The sequence below is a fragment of the Hydrogenophaga sp. ANAO-22 genome, assembly GCF_042466645.1.
Taxonomy (GTDB): domain Bacteria; phylum Pseudomonadota; class Gammaproteobacteria; order Burkholderiales; family Burkholderiaceae_C; genus Hydrogenophaga.
This window is the reverse complement of sequence record NZ_CP159956.1, coordinates 3560360-3581987: the sequence shown is the minus strand read 5'-3', so window position 1 is coordinate 3581987 and position 21628 is coordinate 3560360. Positions and strand designations below refer to the sequence as shown.

Annotated in this window: 23 protein-coding genes; 6 read left to right on the top strand and 17 right to left on the bottom strand. The window is 69.7% G+C overall.

What is annotated here, in order from left to right:
- Positions 1-2 precede the first annotated feature (2 nt).
- From ABSY19_RS17280 to ABSY19_RS17270, 3 genes are read right to left on the bottom strand one after another with little or no spacing between them, the layout of a single operon-like run.
- Positions 3-1004: an ABC transporter substrate-binding protein gene (locus ABSY19_RS17280; RefSeq protein WP_382153866.1), complete on the bottom strand. Its 1002-nt coding sequence runs from the start codon at positions 1002-1004 to the stop codon at positions 3-5.
- A gap of 47 nt (positions 1005-1051) precedes the next feature.
- Complete coding sequence (locus ABSY19_RS17275; protein WP_382153863.1) at positions 1052-1873, bottom strand: ABC transporter permease; 822 nt, start codon at positions 1871-1873, stop codon at positions 1052-1054.
- Complete coding sequence (locus tag ABSY19_RS17270; protein WP_382153860.1) at positions 1870-2721, bottom strand: ABC transporter ATP-binding protein; 852 nt, start codon at positions 2719-2721, stop codon at positions 1870-1872. Before ABSY19_RS17270 ends, ABSY19_RS17275 begins: the two co-directional genes overlap by 4 nt.
- Before the next feature lie 163 nt (positions 2722-2884).
- Between ABSY19_RS17270 and ABSY19_RS17265 the strand changes: the two genes are divergently transcribed.
- Positions 2885-3808 (top strand): LysR family transcriptional regulator, encoded by a 924-nt coding sequence (locus ABSY19_RS17265; protein ID WP_382153857.1) that lies wholly within the window; start codon positions 2885-2887, stop codon positions 3806-3808.
- On the opposite strand, the gene ABSY19_RS17260 is transcribed toward ABSY19_RS17265, so the two are convergent.
- The 7 genes from ABSY19_RS17260 to ABSY19_RS17230 form a co-directional block, all read right to left on the bottom strand.
- Entirely contained in the window at positions 3805-3930 is a 126-nt protein-coding gene (locus ABSY19_RS17260; RefSeq protein ID WP_382153855.1) for a hypothetical protein, read from the bottom strand. The two genes, ABSY19_RS17265 and ABSY19_RS17260, sit on opposite strands and share 4 nt — an antisense overlap.
- Positions 3931-3971: 41 nt before the next feature.
- Positions 3972-4754 carry a ferredoxin reductase gene (locus ABSY19_RS17255; RefSeq protein WP_382153853.1) on the bottom strand — a complete coding sequence of 261 codons (783 nt, stop codon included), beginning with the start codon at positions 4752-4754 and terminating at the stop codon, positions 3972-3974.
- Positions 4755-4841: 87 nt separating this feature from the next.
- Positions 4842-5168: a hypothetical protein gene (locus ABSY19_RS17250; RefSeq protein WP_382153850.1), complete on the bottom strand. Its 327-nt coding sequence runs from the start codon at positions 5166-5168 to the stop codon at positions 4842-4844.
- Between the two features lie 21 nt (positions 5169-5189).
- Entirely contained in the window at positions 5190-6119 is a 930-nt protein-coding gene (locus ABSY19_RS17245) for a hypothetical protein (RefSeq protein ID WP_382153848.1), read from the bottom strand.
- A gap of 25 nt (positions 6120-6144) precedes the next feature.
- The gene (locus tag ABSY19_RS17240; protein WP_382153846.1) at positions 6145-7032 is read right to left on the bottom strand and encodes a patatin-like phospholipase family protein; all 888 of its coding nucleotides are present in this window, start codon (positions 7030-7032) and stop codon (positions 6145-6147) included.
- A gap of 10 nt (positions 7033-7042) precedes the next feature.
- Positions 7043-7969: an alpha/beta fold hydrolase gene (locus tag ABSY19_RS17235; RefSeq protein WP_382153843.1), complete on the bottom strand. Its 927-nt coding sequence runs from the start codon at positions 7967-7969 to the stop codon at positions 7043-7045.
- 118 nt (positions 7970-8087) lie between these two features.
- Positions 8088-9842, bottom strand: a complete 1755-nt coding sequence (locus ABSY19_RS17230) for an ATP-binding protein (protein ID WP_382153840.1) — start codon at positions 9840-9842, stop codon at positions 8088-8090.
- A gap of 173 nt (positions 9843-10015) precedes the next feature.
- Between ABSY19_RS17230 and ABSY19_RS17225 the strand changes: the two genes are divergently transcribed.
- Positions 10016-11365 carry an esterase-like activity of phytase family protein gene (locus ABSY19_RS17225; RefSeq protein ID WP_382153837.1) on the top strand — a complete coding sequence of 450 codons (1350 nt, stop codon included), beginning with the start codon at positions 10016-10018 and terminating at the stop codon, positions 11363-11365.
- A gap of 18 nt (positions 11366-11383) precedes the next feature.
- Here ABSY19_RS17225 and ABSY19_RS17220 read toward each other — a convergent pair whose 3' ends face one another.
- From ABSY19_RS17220 to ABSY19_RS17195, 6 genes are all read right to left on the bottom strand, one after another.
- Positions 11384-12034, bottom strand: a complete 651-nt coding sequence (locus tag ABSY19_RS17220; RefSeq protein ID WP_382153834.1) for a response regulator transcription factor — start codon at positions 12032-12034, stop codon at positions 11384-11386.
- A gap of 89 nt (positions 12035-12123) precedes the next feature.
- Positions 12124-13749: a class I adenylate-forming enzyme family protein gene (locus ABSY19_RS17215; protein WP_382153831.1), complete on the bottom strand. Its 1626-nt coding sequence runs from the start codon at positions 13747-13749 to the stop codon at positions 12124-12126.
- Between the two features lie 2 nt (positions 13750-13751).
- Positions 13752-14732, bottom strand: coding sequence for a Bug family tripartite tricarboxylate transporter substrate binding protein (locus ABSY19_RS17210; protein ID WP_382153828.1), 981 nt, complete (start codon positions 14730-14732; stop codon positions 13752-13754).
- Positions 14733-14752: 20 nt separating this feature from the next.
- Positions 14753-16075, bottom strand: a complete 1323-nt coding sequence (locus tag ABSY19_RS17205) for a thiolase family protein (protein ID WP_382153825.1) — start codon at positions 16073-16075, stop codon at positions 14753-14755.
- Positions 16072-17064 carry a fumarylacetoacetate hydrolase family protein gene (locus ABSY19_RS17200; protein ID WP_382153823.1) on the bottom strand — a complete coding sequence of 331 codons (993 nt, stop codon included), beginning with the start codon at positions 17062-17064 and terminating at the stop codon, positions 16072-16074. The genes ABSY19_RS17205 and ABSY19_RS17200 overlap by 4 nt, the downstream gene beginning before the upstream one ends.
- A complete protein-coding gene (locus tag ABSY19_RS17195; RefSeq protein ID WP_382153820.1) occupies positions 17061-17876 on the bottom strand; it encodes a cyclase family protein in 816 nt (271 codons plus the stop codon). The genes ABSY19_RS17200 and ABSY19_RS17195 overlap by 4 nt, the downstream gene beginning before the upstream one ends.
- 106 nt (positions 17877-17982) lie before the next feature.
- Here ABSY19_RS17195 and ABSY19_RS17190 point away from each other — a divergent pair, with 106 nt between their 5' ends.
- The 3 genes from ABSY19_RS17190 (at position 17983) to ABSY19_RS17180 (ending at position 20048) form a co-directional block, all read left to right on the top strand.
- The gene (locus tag ABSY19_RS17190; RefSeq protein ID WP_382153817.1) at positions 17983-18669 is read left to right on the top strand and encodes a TetR/AcrR family transcriptional regulator; all 687 of its coding nucleotides are present in this window, start codon (positions 17983-17985) and stop codon (positions 18667-18669) included.
- Positions 18670-18805: 136 nt separating this feature from the next.
- The gene (locus tag ABSY19_RS17185; RefSeq protein WP_382153814.1) at positions 18806-19768 is read left to right on the top strand and encodes a helix-turn-helix domain-containing protein; all 963 of its coding nucleotides are present in this window, start codon (positions 18806-18808) and stop codon (positions 19766-19768) included.
- A 76-nt stretch (positions 19769-19844) separates the two neighbouring features.
- A complete protein-coding gene (locus ABSY19_RS17180; RefSeq protein WP_291112721.1) occupies positions 19845-20048 on the top strand; it encodes a putative motility protein in 204 nt (67 codons plus the stop codon).
- A gap of 9 nt (positions 20049-20057) precedes the next feature.
- Here ABSY19_RS17180 and ABSY19_RS17175 read toward each other — a convergent pair whose 3' ends face one another.
- The gene (locus ABSY19_RS17175) at positions 20058-20957 is read right to left on the bottom strand and encodes a LysR family transcriptional regulator (RefSeq protein ID WP_382153813.1); all 900 of its coding nucleotides are present in this window, start codon (positions 20955-20957) and stop codon (positions 20058-20060) included.
- Positions 20958-21077: 120 nt separating this feature from the next.
- Here ABSY19_RS17175 and ABSY19_RS17170 point away from each other — a divergent pair, with 120 nt between their 5' ends.
- On the top strand, positions 21078-21515 hold the full coding sequence (locus tag ABSY19_RS17170; RefSeq protein WP_382153811.1) for a PACE efflux transporter: 438 nt from the start codon (positions 21078-21080) through the stop codon (positions 21513-21515).
- Positions 21516-21628: the final 113 nt, after the last annotated feature.

Sequence of the window (21628 nt, the reverse complement as noted above, 5' to 3'; positions counted from 1 at the left end):
GGTTATTGGGGATACAGCTGCTTGACGAATTGCAGGTCGTAGGCCTTGCGCGGGTCGAGTCCGGGGGGCAGCGCCTTGGCGGCCACCATCTCCTGGTAGAAGGCCGTCCAGCGGGCATCGCTCATGGCGCCGATCCGGCCGCCCGCGGCGTCGCCCGACTCGACCAGGCCGTACTGCTTCATCTGCGCCATGGCGTAGGCGATCTGTTCGTCGGTCATCTGCGGGTTGTTCGCCTTGATCAGGCGCGAGGCCGGCGCGGGGTCCTTGAAAAAGGCGCGCCAGCCTTCCACCGTGGCTTTGACGAAGTCGCCCACGAGCCTGGGGTTCTCCTTGATGAGCCGCTGGGTGGTGTCGATCGTGTAGTTGTAGCTGGACCACCCGTAGTCGGCCAGCAGCAGGCAGTCCATGGCGAGGTTCTGGCGCTTGAACTGGAAGCCGTCGTTGGTGATGAAACCTTGCTGCACCATCTTGGGGTCCTGCAGCAGGGCTGCGTAGCTGGTGTCGAACGGCCGCAGCTGGCTGTCGTCGAAGCCGTGCCGGACCTTCAGCCAGGGCCAGAAGCTGCCGCGCGCGAGCTGGGCCACGCGGATCGGCGCGCCTTTCATGTTCTCCAGCTTGGCGTACGCCCCCTGGTGATGCACCAGGCACTGTGGGTCGCGCTGGAACACGGCGGCCACCGACACCAGGGGAATGTCCTCGCGCACCGCGTTGAGGGCGCGCATGCTCCAGCCGTTGACGAAGTCCATGCGGCCCGAGACCATCAGCTGCATGTTGTTGCCCTGCGGGCCGACCTGCGTCACCTTCACGTTCAGGCCGTGTTTTTCGTAGATGCCTTCGGCCAGCGCCGCGTAGTAGCCACCGTGTTCGGCGGAGGCGTAGAAACTCAGCGCCACGTTGACCTCGCGCGGGGCCTGCGCCTGGGCGGGGAGCGCCACGGCGGTCAGCGACACGAGACAGGCGGCCAGGGCGCCGCGCGCCGAACCAAGAACCGATCGGACATTCATGGGGAGAACTCCTTGTGGGGGTGGGGCGAAAACGGAACGGGTGAAACTCAGTGCTCGGTCTTGACGGTGCTCTCGTGCCACGCGCCGAGCACGCGGTTCGAGATGAAGACCATCAGCGCGAACAGCACGATGCCGGTGAGCGAGATCAGGAACAGCGAGGCGAACATGCGAGGCACCTTCAACTGCACGCCCGATTCGAGAATGATGTAGGCCAGCCCCGACTGCGTGCCGCCGGTGCCGGCCACGAACTCGGCCACCACGGCACCGATCAGCGCCAGGCCGCTGCTGATGCGCGCGCCGGCAAAGAAGTACGGCAGCGCGGCCTTGAGCTTGAGCCGGGTCAGGGTCTGCCAGTTCGAGGCGCGGTAGATCCGGAACAGGCTCTGCAGGTTGGGCGCCACCGAGCGCAGGCCCAGCGTCATGTTGGACACGATGGGAAACAGCGCCGTGATGCTGGCGATTGTCACCAGGGCCACGAAGGTGTTGCTGACCCAGATGATGATCAGCGGGGCGATCGCCACGATGGGCGTCACCTGCAGGATCACCATGTAGGGCATGACGCTCTGTTCCAGCAGGCGGCTCTGCGACAGCAGGAACGAGATCGCCACGCCCAGCAGCACCGCCACCGCGAAGGCCAGCACCGTGACCTTGAGCGTGAACAGCAGGCCGGTGAAGAGCAGGTCCGAATCCGCGTACAAGGCCTTGAGCACATCGAGCGGCCCCGGCAGCACGTACACCGGCAGCGACAGGGCCACCACCACCAGCTGCCACACGGCCAACAGGCCCACGCCGATGGCCAGCACCGGCAGCTTGCTCGAGCCCCAGTTCACCTGGCGCGCGGCGTTGCGGGAAATGTCCGGGCTTTTCATGGTGCGATCTCCTCGCCCCGGCTGGCCGCGTCCAGCGCGGCGCTCAGGCGGGTCATGTACTGCAGGTACTCCGCCGACAGGCGGAAGGCCGTGCCCCGGGGGAAGGGCGCGTCGATGCCCACCTCGGCGATCACGCGCCCGGGCCGGGCCGCCATCACCACCACGCGCGACGACAGGTAAACCGCCTCGTGCAGGCTGTGCGTGACGAACACCACCGTGAGCTTGCGCTCGTGCTGGATGCGCATCAGGTCGTCGTTGAGCTTGTTGCGCGTCATCTCGTCCAGCGCGCCGAAGGGTTCGTCCATCAGCATCAGGTTGGGCTCGGTGACCAGCGCGCGCGCGATCGACACGCGCATCTGCATGCCGCCCGACAGCTCCCTCGGGTAGGCCTGCTGGAAAGCGCCCAGGCCCACCAGGTTCAACACCTCCTCCACCTTGCGCTGGATCGTGGCGCGGTCCAGCGTGCCCTTGAGTTCCAGCGGCAGGGCCACGTTCTCGAACACGCGGGCCCAGGGCATCAGCGTGGGGTCCTGGAAGACGAAGGCCAGCTTCTGGTCGGGCCGCTCCAGCACCGGGGTGGTCTCGCCCCACCACTGGATCGAACCCTCGGTGACCGCGCCCAGGCCCGAGAGGATGCGCAGCAGCGTGCTCTTGCCGCACCCCGAGGGACCGATCAGGGTGACGAAGTCGCCGCTCCAGATCTCCAGCCGGGCCCGTTCCAGGGCCACCGTGCCATTGGCATAGCGCTTGCTGACGTTGTCGACCTGGATGATCGGCGCGCCCCGGTGGTAGAGGCCCTTGCCATCGCACCGGGGCAGCTCGGCCCTCGCGGTGTTCAAGGCGTTCAAAACTGCGGTGTCCAAACCTGTTGCTCCTCGTGGGTGACCGGCCTCTTCGAACCGGTGTTGCCTGGAATGTCCCTGGACTCTCGTGCCTTGCGCCACCGCGCCAAGGTTGAACTAGTATCCCGATGTGCCAACCCCCAGTCCATGCGGACTGTGTATGAAAACCATGCGCCAAAAAGATGATCTGTCGCTGAACTTCTACCTGCTCAGGTGCCTGGTCGCGCTGGTCGATCACTCGCAGGTGACGCGCGCCGCCGATGCGCTGGACATCAGCCAGCCGGCCATGAGCCGGGCCATGAGCCAGCTGCGGCAACTGACCTCGGACCCGATCCTGGTGAAAGCCCAGGTCGGGCTTGTGCCGACCGCCAAGGCCATGCAGCTGCGCGAGTTCGCGCTGCGCATCCTCCACGAGATGGACCAGCTGCTCGGGCAGGCCATCGCGTTCGACCCCGAGACGGCGCGCCGCAACTTCCGGGTGGTCGCCACGGACTACCTGGAATGCGTGTTCATGGACCCCCTGGTCACGCGCCTGGCGCAGAACTACCCCGGCATCTCGGTCTCGGTCTGCCACCCGGTGCATCCGCGCAACCTCAACCAGGTGCTGGAGAGCGGCGAAGCCGACTTCTGCGTGGGCATGCTGCCGCCCGCGGTGGAGGACCTGCGCCACCGCGTGATCTTCCGCGACCGCGTGGCCTGCATCGCGGCCAATGGGCATGCCGCCGTCGGGCAGACGCTCAGCCCCGAGGCCTTCGCCGCGCTCGACCACGTCGTGATCAAACCCACGGTGCACGCGTTTGGCGATGCGGTCGACAAGGCCCTGTCCCAACTCGGGCTGGCGCGCCACATCCGGCTCACGACACCGAGTTACCTCTCCGTGCCGTACCTGATCGAAAAAACCGGCATGGTGGCCCTGATGCCCGAGTCACTGGCCCAACGCTTCTGCGAGCGCTTCGCGCTCGCCACCGTGGAGGTGCCGATCGAGCTGCCGCCCTACGACGTCTACCTCTACTGGCACGAGCGCACGCACCACCACCGGGACCACATCTGGTTCAAGGAACAGGTGATGCTCGACCTCAAGAGCGCGGGCTAGAGGTCGAGCACCAGGCGCTCGCCGAGCGAACCGGCGCAGCAGAGCGCCAGCTGGTGCTGCCGCTCGTGCGCGCTGAGGAAGGCGTCGCCATGCACGGGCTGGCCTTCGAGGTAGGGCGTCACGCAGCTGCCGCACACCCCGGCCTCGCAGGAGGTGAGCGGGTTCAGCCCCGCCCCCGCAGCGCCTGCAGCAGGGTCTGCCCCGCCTCCACCCGCACGCTGCGGCCGCTGCGCGCCAGCGCCACGGTGTAGCGGTCGAGCCCCTTGGGGTTCGCCGCCGGTTCGGCCGCGAAGCGCTCTTCGTGCAGCTGCGCGCCGGGGCATTGGCTGGTGGCCTGCCGGGTCGCGGCCATGAAGCCCGCCGGGCCGCACACGTAGAAGTGCGTGCCCTCCGGTTGGTGCGCGCAGAAGGCCGACAGATCCACCTGATGCGAAGGCGTGTCATCGAAGTGGAAGCGCACCTGGGCGGCCCAGGGCGCCGCCTGCAGTCGGCCCCGAAAGGCCGCGTGGGCACGGCTGCGCGCGAAACAGACCAGGTTGAAAGAGTGGCCCCGGCGGCCGAGTTCGTGCGCCATCGCCACCAGGGGCGTGATGCCGATGCCCCCCGCCAGCAGGCAATGGTGGACCGCCTCGGACACCAGCCGGAAGTTGTTGCGGGGCGCGCCGATCACCAGGCGGGCGCCCACCTTGAGCGTGTCGTGCATCCAGCGCGAGCCGCCCCGGCCACCCGCCTCGCGCTTCACCCCCACCACGTAGGGGCCGTTCGCCTCGTGCAGGTTGCACAGCGAGTACTGTCGCGGGCCCACGGCGGTGTGCACGTCGATGTGCGCTCCGGCCTCGAACGGGGGCAAAGGTCCATCCGTTCGGCTCAGCTCAAAACAGGAGACTTCGTCGGTCTCCCGCGACACGGCGCTGACCACCACATCCAACAACAGGTTCTGATTCATGCGCCGAGTATCGGAACCGGGCCGCGTGCCCGACAAGCGCGCGCGGCGCATGGGCCGCATCCACCCAGCGCATGCCGGGTGCGCCGCTCAGTCCGTGCCGGCGCTCAGCCCGAGCAGGAAGACCGCGTGCGGCCGCCCGGCGCGAGCGGCCTGCTCCAGCCAGGCCGTGGCGCGCGCCACATCGCGCGGCACGCGCGGGCCGTAGGCCGCCGGTCCCTGCATCAGCATGTAGCCCGCGCGCTCGGCGGCTTCGGCGTCGCCTTGCGCGGCCAGTTGCTCGTAGAGCGCGAGCGAGCGCTCGTACTCGGCGATGTAGTGGGCGTGGTGGGCCCGCTCGATACCCATGGGTTGCGCACCGGCCGGGCCGGCCGCCGCCAGCAGGAGGGCGGCGTGGAGAAGAAATCTGCGTGACATCAATGACTCCTTTTGAACGGTTCAGGACAACAGCGGCGCCAGCGCCGCCTGAATGCGCTGCAGCTGGGGCGTCGTGGTCATGGCCACCAGCAGTTGCCGAAAGCGCGGCGACTGCAGGCCCGAGCCGATGTACTGCCAGCGGTAGGCGCCCAGCAGCCCGGCGGCGAGGCGGGCGTCCTGTCCCGGCGCGAAGCGGCGCGGGTTGGTCTCGCTGAAGTAACGCGCGTCGGCGGTGGCCTGTTGCCGCAGGATGCCGTCGATCGCGCCCAGCAGGCCGATCAGATCGTCCACCGCCACGTCGCGCTCGCGCGGCGTGAGGCGCCCGTGTTCGCGCTCCCACTCCAGCTCGTCGAGGATGGCGTGCTGCGACTCCTCCTTCCAGTGGAAGAGGAACACGTCCTTGTAGAGCCCGGCGATGTCTTCCATGGGCTGGATGCTCTGGCGGTAGTGCACCTGGGTGAACAGCTCGATGTGGCAGGTGAGCGCGAGCACCGCCCAGGTGGACGCCTCCAGCACCTGCGAGGCCACGGCGTTCGCGGTGGGCAGGAACTCGTAGCCATCGGCCATGCCCGCCGCGGCCAGGCGCTCGACGCGGCGGAACAGCTCCTGGTGCTTGAGTTCCTCGTCGGTGAAGCGCACCAGCGCCTCCAGCGCGACCTGGTCGCCGAACCAGTGGTGGCGGCTGCACGAGAGCATCTGGATGCCGATGAAGCGCTCGACCAGACCGAACATGTTGGCGTAGGTGCGGCCCTGCACCTGGCTCAGCCGCAGCTGCTCGGCGGGTTTCAGGAAATCGAGCCGGCTGATGCGCGAGAGCCCGTCGGGCAGGAAGGGTTTGCCGAAGTCGAGCCGGCGGGCGCGGATCACGTCGTGCTCGATGTCCCAGCGCACGCGGCGCGAGGCGGCGATGCAATGGGCGTAGCGCTCGGTGTGGACGGTGGTGTGGGTCATGCGTCTGAGTTCCATGGGGAGGGGTTCATTCAATGAAGGTCAGCTCGCGCTCGGGTGCCTGCGCGGCCTCCAGCGCGGCCACGATGTCGAGCAGCCGCGCCTCGGCCGCGCGCCAGCCGGCCTCGAACAGGGCCGGCATGGCGGCGGTCTCCCACAGGCCGACCGGGCGCTCCAGGTCCAGCTCCAGGCCGATCAGCTTCTGCCCCCGGGCCAGCGCGGCCTCGGTGCGCGCCTGCATCAGGTTGTTGATGAGCGTGGTGCTGGTCTGCGCCACCAGGCGCGAGACGCGGTCCACCCGGCGCGGCAGGCCGCCGAAGAAGCCGAGCGAGAGCACGACGCGCGCATCGGCCGCCGCCGCCAGGGGCAGCGGGTCGGAGAGCACGCCATCGACCAGGCGCCGCCCGCCGATGGCCACGCTGGGGAACAGGATGGGCACGGCCATGCTGGCGCGCAGCGCGTCCACCAGGCGGCCTTGCGTGAGCACCACGGCCTGGCCGGTGGCGGCGTCGGTGGCGGCCACGCGCAGCGGCGTGGGCAGGTGCTCCAGGCGCGTGTCGCCGAAGGCGTTGCCGATGCGCTCGGCGATCAGGCGGTCGTCGCGCAGCGCGAAGCCCTCGCCAAAGCCCGCGAGCCTGGGCGCGATGAGCTGCAGGTAGGCGCGCCAGCGGCGCTGCTGCGTGAGCTCGGCCGACCACAGCGCGGTGGCCAGGCGCACGGCCTCTTCGCCGTGCATACCCTGTGCCACCTGCGCGCCGAACAACGCGCCCGAGCTGCAGCCCACCACCAGATCGGGCTGGATGCCCTCGCGCGCCAGGCGCTCGGCGATGCCCAGCGCCGCGATGCTGCGCACGCCGCCGCTGCCCAGCACCAGGGCCAGCCGATAGGGGAAGGAGGAGAAAGACGGGTTCTGCATGGCCGCCTCCTCAGTGCGCGAGGAAATCCACCACGCGGCGGATCACCTCGGGGTTGCGCGCCACGCGGTGGTGCCCCAGGCCGTGCGTGGCCTTGAACTGCGTGCAGGGCATCGCGGCCGCGAGCGAGAGCCCGTGCTCGAACGGAATCTCTTCGTCGGTCTCGTCGTGCACCAGCAGCGCGGGCAGGCCGGCCTGGCGCGCCATCTCCAGCACCGACATGCGGCCCCAGTCGAGCCGGCCGCCGTAGCGCTGCACGAAGAGCTCGCGCACGCGCCCCAGCACCTCGGGCGTGAGGCCGATGTGCCGCGCGAACATCTCGACGAACCAGTTGCAGTGGTTGAAGGAGCTGATGAGCACCAGCCGCGAGGTGGCCACGCCCCAGTCGCGCGCGGCGAACATCGCCATCGCGGCGCCGAAGGAATGGCCGATGACGGCGTGCAGCGGACCGGCGTGGCGCGCCACGGCCGCCACGGCGTTGGCGAACTCCACCATGTCGGTGCGGTGGCCCGACGAGCGCCCATGCGCCGGCGCATCGAAGGCCACCACGCGAAAGCCCGCGTTCAACAGCGGGCCCACCATGCGACCCAGGTGCATGGCGTTCGAGCCCCAGCCATGCACCAGCAGCACCGCCGGCCCCTGCCCCCACTCGTACACCGCGAGCTCACCCGCGCCGCACGGCAGGCGGCGCGGGCGCGTCTGCTCGCGCACCGCCAGCGGCCACTTGCCGAGCGCCGCGCGCGGCGGCGTGGCGAGCTGGCGGTAGGCCAGGCGCGCGGCCACGGCGGGCGCGCAGCGGCACAGCCAGCCGTAGGCGCGGCGCAGCGAGGGCGTGCCGCGCGTTTCGGCAAAACGGCCCAGACGCGGCGGGCGTGGGCTCGGCACCACGGCGGGGGCCGCGTGGGGCGATTCGAGATCGGGCGAGAACTGGTGTCTCATGGGGGTTCCTTCGGTCGGGCCCGCCACACGGGCGGCGTGGCAGGGTTTTGAATCTACCGACGCACCCCGTGCGCAACCACGTGAAATTGGTCATGCCCCGAAGGACATGGGCACGCGCCTACAGCCCTTGCAAGGCCGCGAGCAGCTGCGCGCTCGACACCGGTTTGATCAGCAGCGGCAGGCGGTGCCGCGCGGCCGATTCGCGCAAGGCCGCGTGCGTCTCGCCGCTGATGAGCAGCACGCGCTGGCCCCGCTCGCGCAGGCTCAGCGCGAGGTCCAGGCCCGAGGCCGCGTGCGGCAGCCGCACGTCGCAGATGGCCACGTCGCCGAACGCCGCCTGCGCCAGCGCCTCGGCGGCCGTCTCCACGTGCAGCACCTGCAGGCCCCAGCCCACGAGCTGGTCGCGCGTGGCGGCGGCGACCAGCGAATCGTCTTCCACCAGCAGCACACGCTCCACCGCGAACGCGGGCGAAGGCACAGCGTGCTCGGGCAGGGGCAGCAGCGCGCCCGGCATCGAATGCGCTTCGTGCGCCGGCGCCGGCGCGGCCTCGGGCGGCGGTTCGGCGCGCGGCACGCTCACCGTCATGCAGCTGCCCTGCCCCAGCGCCGAGCGCACCGCGATGTCGCCGTTCATCAGCAGCGCGAGCCGCCGCGCGATCGCCAGCCCCAGGCCCAGGCCCTGGCGGCGGTCGCGCGCCTCGTTGTGCATCTGCACGAACTCTTCGAAGATGCGCGCCTGCGCCTCGGGCGCGATGCCCAGGCCCGCATCGCGCACTTGCAGCCGCCAACACCCACCGTCACCCCGGCGCAGCGCCACCAGCACGGTGGCCCCGGCGGGCGAGAACTTGATGGCGTTGTCCATCAGGTTGGAGAGCACGCGCACCAGCATCAGCCCGTCGGCCAGCGCGAAGGCCTCGGGGCGCACCAGCGCGACGAGGCGCACGCCCGCCGCCTCGGCCACGGCGCTGTGCTGGCGCACCAGGCTCGCCACCAGCGGCGCCAGTTCGGTGGGCCGCAGCTCGGCCTGCACCACGCCCGAGTCCATGCGCGTGAGGTCCAGCACCTGCGAGAGCAGGTCGTCCAGCGCGCGCCACGACTGGCCGATGCCGTCGATGGCGCGCAGGGCCGCGCGGTCCTGCGCGCGCTCGGCCAGGCTCACCAGCGGCGCGAGGTACAGGCCGATGGCGTGCACCGGCTGGCGCAGGTCGTGGCTCACCGCCGCGAAGAAGCGCGACTTCGCCAGCCCCAGCGCCGCGATCGTGTCGGCCGCCGCCTCGGCGCGGCGCCGCTGCTCCACCTGGCGCATCACGCCGATCTCCTGCGCGCGCGAGAGGAACACCATGGTGATGGTCATGAGGATGCCGCCGATGCCCATCAGCACCAGCAGCGTGTGGCCGCCCAGGCCGTCGACGATCAGGCGCACCGAGGTCGGCAGCACCGCCAGGCACAGCGCGATGGTGGTGCGCACGACATCGCCGGTGAGGCGCACCGCGATCAGCGTGGCATTGCCCAGCAGGTAGCTCATGAGCACCGCGAGCATGGGCACGTTGTCGGGCACGTAGAGGAACCAGCAGGCGCTGCCCACGAAGGCCATCAGCACCCACATGTAGAGGCGGTACGCGCGCTGGCGGCGCGCCTTGGGCAGGGCGCGGAACGCCGGGCGGTTGACGTGCCACCAGCGCAGCAGGCCCATGCCCGCGATGACGGAGAACCACGCGGCCGGCTGCTGCCAGGGCAGGGCGGTGGCGAACATGAGCGCGCACAGCAGCTCGCAGGCGCGCAAGGCCCAGAGCGAGGCCACCGTGTGGGCGCTGTCCTCGGGGTCGGGCTGATCGTCCCGGCGCGCGCGGGGGGAAAGGGCGTCCCGGTGCATGCCGGCATCTTGCGCACCGGCGGGCCGCCTGTCTTCGCAATGCGCGCGCCAACGCCTGGCATGGCGTGCGAGGCCGTCAACACACCGTCATCAAAAGGTCGCACCGCTGTCATGGCAGGGCGGCAAGCTCGGCCCCGATCCGCGTCCATTGACCCCAACGAAGGCACCCTCTCATGAAGCTGCACCCCCCTGCCCTGCTCGCCCTGGCCGTCGCCAGCCTGAGCCTGTCCGCCCAGGCCCAGACCGCCTACCCGGCCACCCTCGCCGGGCACGCCTTGCTGCCCGCGCAGACCCTGATCGCCGCGCCCAAGGACGCGCCGGCCGATCTGCGCGTCAGCGGCAAGTTCACCACCGACCGCCGCGTCGAGGCCATCGGCAGCGTGGAAGGCCTGTCCGCCGGCCGGCCCACGGGGGTGTCGCTGCCCTTCAAGGGCCAGCCTGTTCAGGGCCACTCGGGCATCAAGCGCATGGCCGACGGCAGCTACTGGCTGCTGACGGACAACGGCGCCGGCGCCAAGGCCAACTCGCCCGACTTCATGCTGTTCCTCAACCACTACCGGGTGGACTTCAAGAGCGGGCAGTTCAAGCGCCTGGGCACCGTGTTCCTGCACGACCCCGACAAGAAGGTGCCGTTCCGCATCGTGCACGAGGGCACGGCGCAACGTTACCTGACGGGCTCGGACCTCGACACCGAGAGCTTCCAGATCGCGGACGGCCACTTCTGGATCGGCGACGAATTCGGCCCCTACCTGATCAAGGCCGACATGAAGGGCCGCGTGAAGGCGGTGTACGAAACCCAGGTGGATGGCAAGACCGTGGTTTCGCCCGACCACCCGGCGGTGAAGACGCCCGGTGCGCAGGGCGGCGAGGTGAAGTTCCAGGTGCGCCGTTCCAAGGGCTTCGAGGGCATGGCCTCATCGCCCGACGGCAGCAAGCTCTACCCCCTGCTGGAGGGTGCCGTGTGGGACGAGGCCGCCAAGGCGCCGGAAGCCATCGACGGCAAGCCGTACCTGCGCGTGCTGGAGTTCGACGTGAAGACGGAGAAGTGGACCGGTCGCCACTGGAAGTACGTGCTGGAAGCCAGCCACCACGCCATCGGCGACTTCAACATGATCAGCCCCACCGAAGGCCTGATCATCGAGCGCGACAACGGCGAAGGCACGGCCGACAAGGCCTGCCCGGAAGCCACGAAACGCGCCGATTGTTTCCACGACCTGGCCAAGTTCAAGCGGGTCTACAAGGTGGAGCTGAGCGAAGCCCTTGCGGGAGGCCCCCTGCGCAAGATCGGCTACATCGACCTGATGAACATCGCCGACCCGAACCAGCTGGCCCGCAAGCCGTTGAACAACGGCGTGCTCACCTTCCCGTTCTTCACCATCGAGAACGTGGACATCGTCGATGCGCGGCACATCGTGGTGGGCAACGACAACAACCTGCCGTTCTCCAGCAGCCGCGACCCCAACAAGGCGGACGACAACGAGCTGGTGCTGCTCGAAGCGGGCGACTTCCTGTCGGCGCGCTGAGCCCGGCCCGGGCGGGCTTCACAGGCGGTCGGCGTCGAGCTGCGCCGCCTGCGTGCGGTTGGACACCTGCAGCGCCTTGAAGATCTCGCTCATGTGGTTCTTCACCGTGCCCTCGCTGATGCCCAGCGTGCGCGCAATGAGTTTGTTGCTCATGCCCTGGCGCAGCAGCTGGCGCACCTCTTCCATGCGCGGCGTGAGCACCACCTCGGGCCGCCGCGCCTCCGGGGCGCGGTGCGCGAAGGGCAGCTTGCGGCCCTGCAGCGCCGCGCCGATCGCGGCCATGATCTGCGCCGAGGGCGCGCTCTTGGGCACGAAGGCGTGCACGCTGGGAATCTCCAGCGTGCGCCGCACCACGTCGGGCGACGTGAGCGCCGAGATCACCACCAGCGGCAGGCCCGGGTGGCGGTGCGCGAGTTCGGCCAGGCGAAAACCGCGCTCCATGCCGGGCATGTTCAGGTCCACCAGGGCCAGCCCGGCCGCCGGGTGCGCCTGGGCCGCGCGCATCAGCGCGTCGCCATCGCCCACCTCCAGGCAGACCACCTCGCCGAGCAGGCCGGCCACGAGGCCGCGCATGCCATCGCGCACCAGCGCGTGGTCGTCGGCGATCAGGACCGTGGTGGGTGGCGGGGTGTCGCAGCAGCGCGAAGGGGAGGAAGCGTCAAGGCACACACCGCCATCTTGCGCAGACTCAGGCCAACTGTCTTCGCAAACCGCGCGCCAAGGCTTGGCAATGCGCGCGCGAAAAGTTCAGACCGTGCTCATGTGCTCAACGGCGTCGATGCCGGCCAATCCAGGGCCTGATCCGGTCGGTCCGCCAGGAGCTGGCACAGCACGCGGGCCAGGGGTTTCTCCGAGGCGGTCTTGGGGATGGCATCCAACGGCAGGACCTGCTGCAGGACCACGGGCCGGGTCAAGGCGGCGTGGAGTGCCGCGACAGCGGGTTCCCGCTGGACAGGCGCTCCCGGCTTGAAGACGACCGCCGCCACCACATCCGATTCGCCGGGAACGCGGGACGCGGCGGGCACCCCGAACACGAAGACGTCGTCCACCAGCGCGGTTTCGGCCAGCGCCTTTTCAATGGCCGCGGCGTCGATGAAGTCGCCATTGCGGCGGATGCCGTGCCCCAGGCGAAAGTCGAAGAACAGCCAGCCCTGCGCATCGGCGTGCACCACGTCGCCCGTCCACAGCCAGCCACCGCGGCACTTGGCTTCGGACGCGTCGGGGTCGTCCACATAGGACACCTGGAAAGGCGTGCCGTCCGAGGACCGGATCAGCAGTTGGCCCCGCTCGCCGGGTGCCACGTCCTGCCCCGCGCCGTCCACGATGCGCGTGCTCAGCGAAGGTGGCGGCTGGCCGATGCTGCCGATGGGCCCGACCCCGGCGGGCTTCATCGTCAGGCCGCCCTCGGCGGTGCCGTAGAACTCCAGCAGGCTCACGCCGAAGCGGTGTTCGAAGTCGCTCCAGATGGCCGCCGGCATGCCGGCGGACACCACCAGGCGCACCTGGTGGTCGCGATCGGCCGGCGTCGCGGGGTCGCAGTAGATGGCGGTGGTCATGCCGCCGAGCAAGGTCAGGCTGGTGCAGCGGTGCTCACGCACCGTGCGCCACATCCGGCGCTTGCTGAACCGCCGCGAGAAGACCACGGGCAGCCCGCGGACCAGGGCCGCGCCCAGGGTCACCAGCTGAGCATTGGCGTGGGTCAGCGAGAGTCCGGAGTACAGCCTGTCGCCCGGACCGTACCCGAAGGCCGTGGCGGCCATGCGGGCCGTGTCGGCGAACTTGCGGTGGCTGTACACGATGCCCTTGGGGTTCCCGGTGGTGCCCGAGGTGAAGAGGATCTGCATGTCCTCGTCGGCGGGGCGCCGAAGGGCGGCAAGCGCGGGCGACGCGGTGGCGGCGGGCAGGCTGTCGTAAGGCACCACGCCCGCGACCAGGGGCACGCCGGGGTGGCCGAGCACCGCCATCAAACGCAGGTCGGGGCAGGCGCCACGCACCGCCAGCGCACCCTGCAGCGCTTCGGGCTCCGCGATCAGCAGCGAACAGCGCGTCTTGGTCAGCATGTAGGCCAGCCGCTCGGGAGGCGTGCGAGGGTCCATGGGCACCAGCGTGAGCCCGGTGAGGCCGCTGGCGACCAGCATCTCCACGAACTCCGGGTGGTTGGCCATGAGAAGGGCCACCCGTTCACCGGGGCGGAAACCTTGCTGGCTCAGGCCGGTGGCAAGGCGTGTGGCGGCCCGCCACAGCTGCGCATAGGTTCGGCGCTGGGTGCCTTCCTCCTCCTTCGCCGCGGCGTGGTCGACGAAGGTCAGGGCCAGATCGTCGCCGCGCTCGCGCGCCAAGGCCTCCACCAGATCGGCGATCGTGTGCGGGGTCGCGGGTGCCATGCTCAATCCGCCTTGATGCCTTTTTCCCGGATCAGCTTGCCCCACTGCGCGGATTCCTGGACGGTCAACTGGTCGAGTTCGCCGGGCATCGAGCCCTGGGGATCGATGCCCATGTCGCCAAGCCGCTTGCGCAGTTCGGGTTCCTGCAGCGTGGCCTGGATGGCGCGGGACATCTGGTCCACCGCATTCGCCGGTGTGCCCGCGGGGGCCCAGACGGCGTTCCAGCCGGTGAGCTCAAAACCGGGCACCGTCTCCTTCAGGGTGGGAACTTCCGGCAGCGCGCTCATGCGGGTGCCCGTGGTGACCGCCAGGGCCTTCACCTTGCCGCTGCGCACCAGCGGAACGGCCGAGGACTGCGTTTCGATCTTGACGTGGATCTGGTTGGCCATGAGGTCGGTGTTGGCCGCCGCGCTGGTGCGGTAGGGCACGTGCAGCAGATCGATGTCGGCGCGTTGCTTGAGCAGTTCCATGCCCAGGTGGGGCGCGCTGCCATTGCCGAAGGACGCATAGACCAGGGCGCCGGGATGGGCCCGCGCGTGTTTGATCATGCCCGCCACGTCATCGAAAGGCACCGACGGGCCGGCGAGCAGCACATAGCCCCCCTTGGAGATCAGGCTCACCGGCGCGATGCCGCGCACCGGGTCGTAAGGGAGCTTGGCGTAGATGTGCAGATTCATGGTCATCAGCTGGTTGAATCCGAACAGAAAGGTGTAGCCGTCCGGTGGCGCGTTCAGGGCCTTGTCGGCCCCCAGGATGCCGGAGGCGCCCGGGGTCGGTTCGACCACGATGGGTTGGCCCAGGCGCCGTGCCAGCCGATCGCCGATCAGGCGCGCCATGACGTCCGGGCCGCTGCCCGGGCTGGCGGGCACCACCAGCCGGATGGGTTTGCTGGGCCAGGGGGTTTGTGCCCACAGGGGCGATGCCACCGCGAGGCTGGCCAGGCACGCCAGCGCGTGGCGGCGGGGGATGGGGGTTCGTTTCATGTCAGGGTTCCTTGGGGTGTTCAAGCTCGTCTCCGGCGGCCGGCGCCAAGGAGGGTGACGCAAGCGACGGCCTCCTCGTTCTCGATGAATCCGCCACCGTTCTCCGCGAGGGCCACGCGCGCACCCGCGACCTGTCGCAGGCCCGCCTGCCCGCGCAGCTGCTGCGTCAGCTCGGCGATCTGCATCAGGCCGGTGGCGCCGATCGGATGGCCCTTGGATTCGAGTCCACCCGAGACATTGATGGGCAGCGATCCGCCGAGCGCCGTCGCGCCGGATTCGGCAAACACGCCCCCTTCGCCGCGGGCACAGAAACCCAGCGCCTCGGTCTGGAGGATTTCGCCGAACGCGGTGGCATCGTGGACCTCGGCCACGTCCACGTCCTCGGGCCCGATGCCCGCGCCTTCGTAGGCGGCCAGGGCGGCCCGGCGCGTGATGGCGAGGTCCACGTCGTCGTCGTGGCGGGGAAGACCGCTCACCAGTTGGCAAGCCAGCACATCGACGGGTGCCGCGCCGGACAGGCGCCGCAGTCCGGCCGCGTTGCAGACGAGCACCGCCGCGGCCCCGTCCCCGATCGGCGCGCACATCGGCAGCGTCAGGGGGTCGGCGATGGCACGGGCGGCCAGCACCTCGTCGATGGACCACGCATCGCGGTATTGCGCGAGCGGGTTGTGCACCGAGTGCGCGTGGTTCTTGGCCGCCACGGCCGCCAGCTGGCGTTGCGTCAGGCCGTGGCGCTGCATGTGGTTCACGGCCAGCGCCGCGTAGATGTCCATGAAGACACTTCGCTGCGGCGAAGAAACCGCCGGGTCGGCCGGCGCGCCGGCCGCGCCTTTCAGGCGCTCCAGGTAGGCCAGCAGCTCGCCCTGGCGGGTCACATCGAAGCCGCCGCCGAAGATCTCGAAGGACTTGGACTTGTTCGCGTCGTACAGCTTCTCGGCCCCCACCGCGAGCGCCATGTCGGCGCTGCCGCTGCGCACGCTCTGGCACGCCAGCCAGAAGGCCGTCGAGGCGCTGGCACAGGCGTTCTCGACGTTGACGATGGGCACCCCGACGATGCCGAGTTCGCGCAGCACGACCTGGCCGGCCACCATGTGCTGGCCTTGCAGGTAGGAAGCCGCCACGTTGGAAAAGTACGCCATCTGCACCTGCGCGCCGGTGGCCCCGGCATCCGCCAGCGCCGCGCGCACCGCCGTGGCGGTGAGCTGGTGCAGCGTGGCATCGGCGAACTTGCCGGTCGGCGTCATGCCGACGCCCACGATGTAGACGGCCGAGCTCACTGGAACACCTTCGCCCTGCGGACTGCGGTGCGAGCCTGCTTGGGAGCGGCCCTGCGCCGCGCTCATGCGCCGCCTTTCAGGGCGGCACCGGACGCGACGATGGTGTTCTCCAGAATGCCGATGTGCTCGGCCTCCAGCTCGATGCGGTCCCCGGGCTGCAGCAGCCGGCCGGTCTCCACGCCACAACCCCGCGCGAAGGTGCCCGAGGCGAACACCTCCCCGGCGTGCAAGGTGCAGGACCGGCTGGCGTAGGCGATCAGGTCCTCGAAGCCGATTTCCATGCTGGCCGTGCTGTCCACGGTCTGCGTCTCCCCGTTGAGCCGCGAGGTCACGCGCAGCTTGTACAGGTCGGGCAGCTCGTCCAGCGTGACGATGCAAGGGCCCAGCGCGTAGGCGCCGTCGAAGTCCTTGCTCTTGCCCGCGGGCTGGCCTTCGGCCGCCTGCACGTCGCGGGCCGTGAAGTCGTTGAACAGGGTCACGCCCAGGATGAAATCGCGCGCCCGGCCCTGAGGAATGTCCCTGCCCGTGCGCCCCAGAACGATGGCGAGTTCCAGCTCGTAGTCGAGTTTCTGCGCGAAGGCGGGCCATTCGATGGCCTGGCCGGGCCCGGCCAGGTTCAAGGGGTTGGCGGTGTAGAAGCGCGGCACGCTGAACCAGTTGGCGGGCAGATCCAGCAGGCCTTCCTGGCGCGCCGCTTCCAGGGCCGCCGCGGGATCCGGGCTGGCCTGCGCGCGTTGGCGCGCGCGCATTGCCAGGAAGAACTTCGGGTGCGCCGTCATCGTGCCCCAGTCGCGCATCAGGGGTGGGCGTTCGAGCGGGGTCAACAACCCATAACCACCGGGTGGCACTTCGTTCGGATGCCCGGGGCGGTGGGCCTCGGCATCCCGGCGCGCCTGCGCGAGCGCGTCTTCGCCTGCCGCGATCAGGGCGGCCATGGACGAAAAGCGGGCGTCGCCCGCATGCCGGCTGGTCAGGCACAGGAGGGCGCCATCGCCCTGGAGAACGCCGAGCCGGGGCGGCTGCGTGGGCGCGGATCGGTAGGTGACGAGTTTCATGGCGTCTTCAGGAGGTCGGGAAGGAAGGCGACGGCGCGGGCCGGTGCCGCGCTGGTGCGCGCCAGCTTGATCGGAAAGAAGCCGACGTGGAAACCGCTGGCCGGCAGCGCTTCCAGGTTGCAGAGCTGCTGGACGATGAAGGCTTCGCACTCCGTGATGGCCTTGTGCGCGTCCCACAGATACCGGCGGTCGCCGGTGCGGCGGAAATCGGCCGCCATCGTGGGAAACGGCCGATCCCAACCCACGGCGTCGGTGCCCAGCACCTTGGCGCCCAGGCCGGTGAGATGGAGCGTGCTTTCGCGCGTCATCCCCGGGTACTGGAAAAAGCCCGGCTCCCCGATCCGGAAGCGCTCCTGCCCGGTGCGCAGCAGCACCGCGTGGCCGGCGATGTCGCCCACGCCGGCCGCGCCCAGGGCCTCGTTCAGCATGGCGGGGGTGATCGCGCCACAAGGCTCCACCATGGCGCGCAAGTCGAGCACGACGCCCGGGCAGTAGAGCTCGTCCAGGGCAATCTGATCGATCGTCCGGGCCGGTTGGCCCGCGCAGCGGGAGCCGCTGTGCATCGGCGCGTCCACGTGCGTGCCGCAGTGCGAGGACATGTCGGTCAGGACTTCCGACCCCCAGCCCTCCCCGTCCGGGAGGTCTTCGTGGGTGCAGCCGAAAAACGCGCAGAAGCGGTCCTTGCCTTCGGCTTCGTCGGGGCGCTGGTATTCGATCCGGGGAGCGACAACGCCGGCCGCTGCACTGAGCGATGGCGGCAGAAGGTCTCGGTCCTGGGGGTCCAACAAGGTGCTGAGGTCGATGAGTTTCATGTTTATACGTTCGTGTAATTTGAGTTTATACGCACGTATGACTTCATGTCAACAGGCACAATGGCCGAACCGATTTGAGCGCTCGACGGCGGGCGCGGGAGAGCACATGGCCACGAAAAAGTTGAGTCCGACCGGCAGGCGCCCACGCGCCGAGGCCGTGGGCGAATCAGAACGCCCCAACACGCAGGCGCTGATCCTGGACGCGGCGGAGCAGCTGTTCGCGGCCCAGGGCTATGGCGGAACGAGCATTCGCCAGATCGCGGAAGCCGCCGGGGTCAACCTCGGCATGTTCCATTACTACTGGGGCTCCAAGCAGGCGCTGTGTCGCGCCGTGCTGGAGCGCCGCCTCGGGCCCATCATGGCGGAGCGCATGGCCCGGCTCTCGTCCGCCGTGGAGACGAACGCCCCCATCGAGGACCTGCTGCTGGCCGCCATGGAGCCTTCGCTGCGCGTGGCGGGCGCCGCCGCGGAGCAGCGCGACGCGTTCCGGAGCTTCTATGGCCGCATGCTGGCCGACCCATCCCCCGACGTGCGGGAAGCGATGGGATCGATCGTGGACGGGTTCGCCAAGGACTTCATGCAGGCGCTGCATCGGCGTTGCACGCACCTCGACGACAAGGAGTTCTACTGGCGCATGGTGTTTCTCTTTGGCGCCTTCTTCTACGCCCACAACGCCCACGACCGGATCCTGACGCTGCTGGGTGCGGAGTTCACCGCCCCACCGATTGAAGATGCCGCGAAGTACCTGGTGCGCTTTGTCGTGGGCGGCCTGCAGGCCACGCCGCTGGCATAGCCTGCCCGGGCCGTGCCCGGCGTCCTGAGCACAAGCCGCTCAATCGATTCGCTTCTGTGCATATTCCCGCGATATTGTTCGTTTTGATCAAAACGCTGGATACTGGCAGCCGTCCCAACCAGGAGGCAGTTCCACCATGCTCACGGAGTGGTCCACCGACAGCGTGCCGGCCGCCACGCGCTTCGACGAATGGCGCGAGGCGTGTTGCGAGCACGTGTACGCGCTGACGCCGCAGCGCCAACCGGCGGTGCACCCGCGCCCCCCCTTCCATGGCGCGATCGCGCGGCGCCACCTGGGCGCGCTGGACGTGACCGACATCGTCTGCGACGGCCACCTGGTGCAGCGCCGTGAACAGGACATCGATGAGTGCCCGGGCGACACCTACTACGTGTACCTGCAGCGGCAGGGCCGCGCGTGGTTCGAGCAGCAGGGCCAGCGCTGTGTGGCCGAGGCCGGCGACATCGTGATCGCCGACCCCAACCTGGCCTTTTGCACCGGCACCGACGGGGTGTTCGATTTCCGCCTCTGGCGCATCGAGCGCGCGCGGCTGCACCCCTTGCTGGCGCTGCGCTCGGGTGAGCCGCTGCCCATGCACCACATCGACCGCGCGCACACCGAGCGCGAGCTGATCGCGAACTGGCTCGACGGCCTGTTGCGGCACCACGCGGGGCTTTCCGCCGCGAGCCGGGACATGGCCCTGGGCACGCTGTGCGCGCTGGTGGCGGGCGCGGTGGGTGCGGGCCCCGATCAGCACGAGCCCACGCGGCTGGCGCGGCGGCGCGCGCTGTTGCTGCGCGTGCAGCAGCAGGTGGAGCAGCGCTCGAGCGAGATGGACCTGACGCCCGAGCGCGTGGCGCGGGCGTTCGGCGTGTCGCTGCGCACGCTGCACCAGCTGTTCGCGCTGTCGGACGGCAGTTTTCACGAATACCTCACGCGCGCCCGGCTGGCGCGCGCGCACGCGCTGTTGCGCGACCCGGCGTCGCGCCACCTGGGCACGGCCGAGATCGGTTTCGCGGCGGGCTTTGGCGAGGTGTCGACCTTCTACCGGCGCTTCAAGCAGCGCTATGGCGTGGCACCGGGGGAGTTCCGCGCCGGCTGAACGGCCCACAGGCCGGTCAAGTTCGCCCGGGAGCGGCCGATACAAGGGGCATCTTTTCTCCCTGCCTGGAAGCCCCATGGACGTTTCTCCCGCCGCCCTTGTTCACGCCGTCGCCGACATGAAGCGCGATCAGGTCACCAGCGAAGTGCAGATCCAGGTGCTGAAGAAGGCGCAGGACATCCAGTCGTCCAGCGCCATGGCGATGCTCAACGCCTTGCCGGCCGCCCTGCCGCTGGCCAGCGGCGGCTCGCTGGGCACGCAGGTCAACGCGCTGGTCTGAGCGCCCGGCTCAGGCCGGTCCGCTCGTCGCGGCCTGCCGCATCAACTCGATGAAGCGCTTGGCACCGAGGCCCATGGGCCGGTCGGTGTGCCACACCACGTCCACCCACACGCGCAGCTGGTTGCTGATGTTGTTGAAGCGGATTTCCGTCAGCGTGCCGGCCGCCACCATGGGCGCGATGAGGCTGCGCGGCAGGTAGGCCCAGCCCAGGCCGGCTTGCACCAGGCTGAGCGTGGCGAGGTGGCTGTCGGTGCGCCAGATGTGGCGCGAGAGCAGCAGGCGGGGGTCGCGCCCGCGCGGGTCGCGGCTGACCACGGCGATCTGGCGGATGTCGATCAGGTCGTTCAGCTGCAGCTGGCCCTGGCGCGCCCGCACCTCGGGGTGAGAAGGTGAGATCACCGCCACCAGGATTTCCTGACCCAGTTCCTGAAAGCCTTCGCGCTCGTCGGTGCCCGGGCGCTCGAACACGAGCGCGAGCTGCGCGTCGCCCGCGTGCAGCATGCGCAGCGCATCGGCCTGCGGGGCGGACAGCACTTCGACGATGAGCGCGGGGAACTCGGTGGCCAGCACGGCCAGCGGCTGGCTCCAGGGCGCGGACAGCAGCTCGGGCGCGATGGCGATGGTGAGCTGGCGCTCCAGCCCCTGGTGCAGGCCTTCGGCGTGCGCCTGCAGCTGGCGCAGCTGGCTGGCGAGCTGCCGGGCCTGCGGCTCCAGCGCGCGCGCCACGTCGGTGGGCCTGGGTTCGCGCGCGCTGCGGTCGAACAACACGAGATCGAGCTCGGCTTCCAGGTGGGCAATGGTCATGCTCACGGCCGAGGGCACGCGCCCGAGCTGGCGCGCGGCGGCCGAAAACGAGCCGGCGTCGAGCACCGCGAGGAAAACACGCACGTTGTCGCTGGAAAAGGCCATGGCGGCTAACTTATCAGATTTTCTGAAAGTATCTGACTTTTATCGTCAGCCAAGCCGACCTACCATGCGCTCATTGCCTCAGCCACACCGGCCCGGAGGCCAGGGAAATCGGAGTTCGCCATGCAAGGCATCAAACGCAAAGTCGTCTACATCACCCTCTACGAGATCATCGCCATCACCATGTCCACCACGGGCCTGGCCCTGCTGTCGGGCGCCAACATGGGCCACGCGAGCGTGGCGGCCATTGCCGCCTCGGCCATCGCGGTGATCTGGAACCTGGTCTACAACACCTTGTTCGAACGCTGGGAGGCGCGCCAGGCCAAGCGCGGGCGCAGCGTGCTGCGCCGCGTGGCGCACGCCATCGGTTTCGAAGGGGGCCTGGTGATCACGCTGGTGCCGCTGTTCGCCTGGTGGCTGGACATCTCGCTCTGGCAGGCCTTCGTGCTGGACCTGGGCCTGATCGTGTTCTTCCTGGTCTACACCTTCGTGTTCAACCTCGCGTTCGACAAGATCTTCGGCCTGCCGGCCTCGGCCCAGCCCGCGCCGCAAGCGGCCTGAGCCGGCACGCGGCCCGCAACGAGAGAGGCAACGCCCACCAGAGGCATCAAGGGTCCGGCTTCGCCGGCCCGAGATGCCGTCCCCCTCGAAGCGCCGAAGGCGCGCCACGGAGG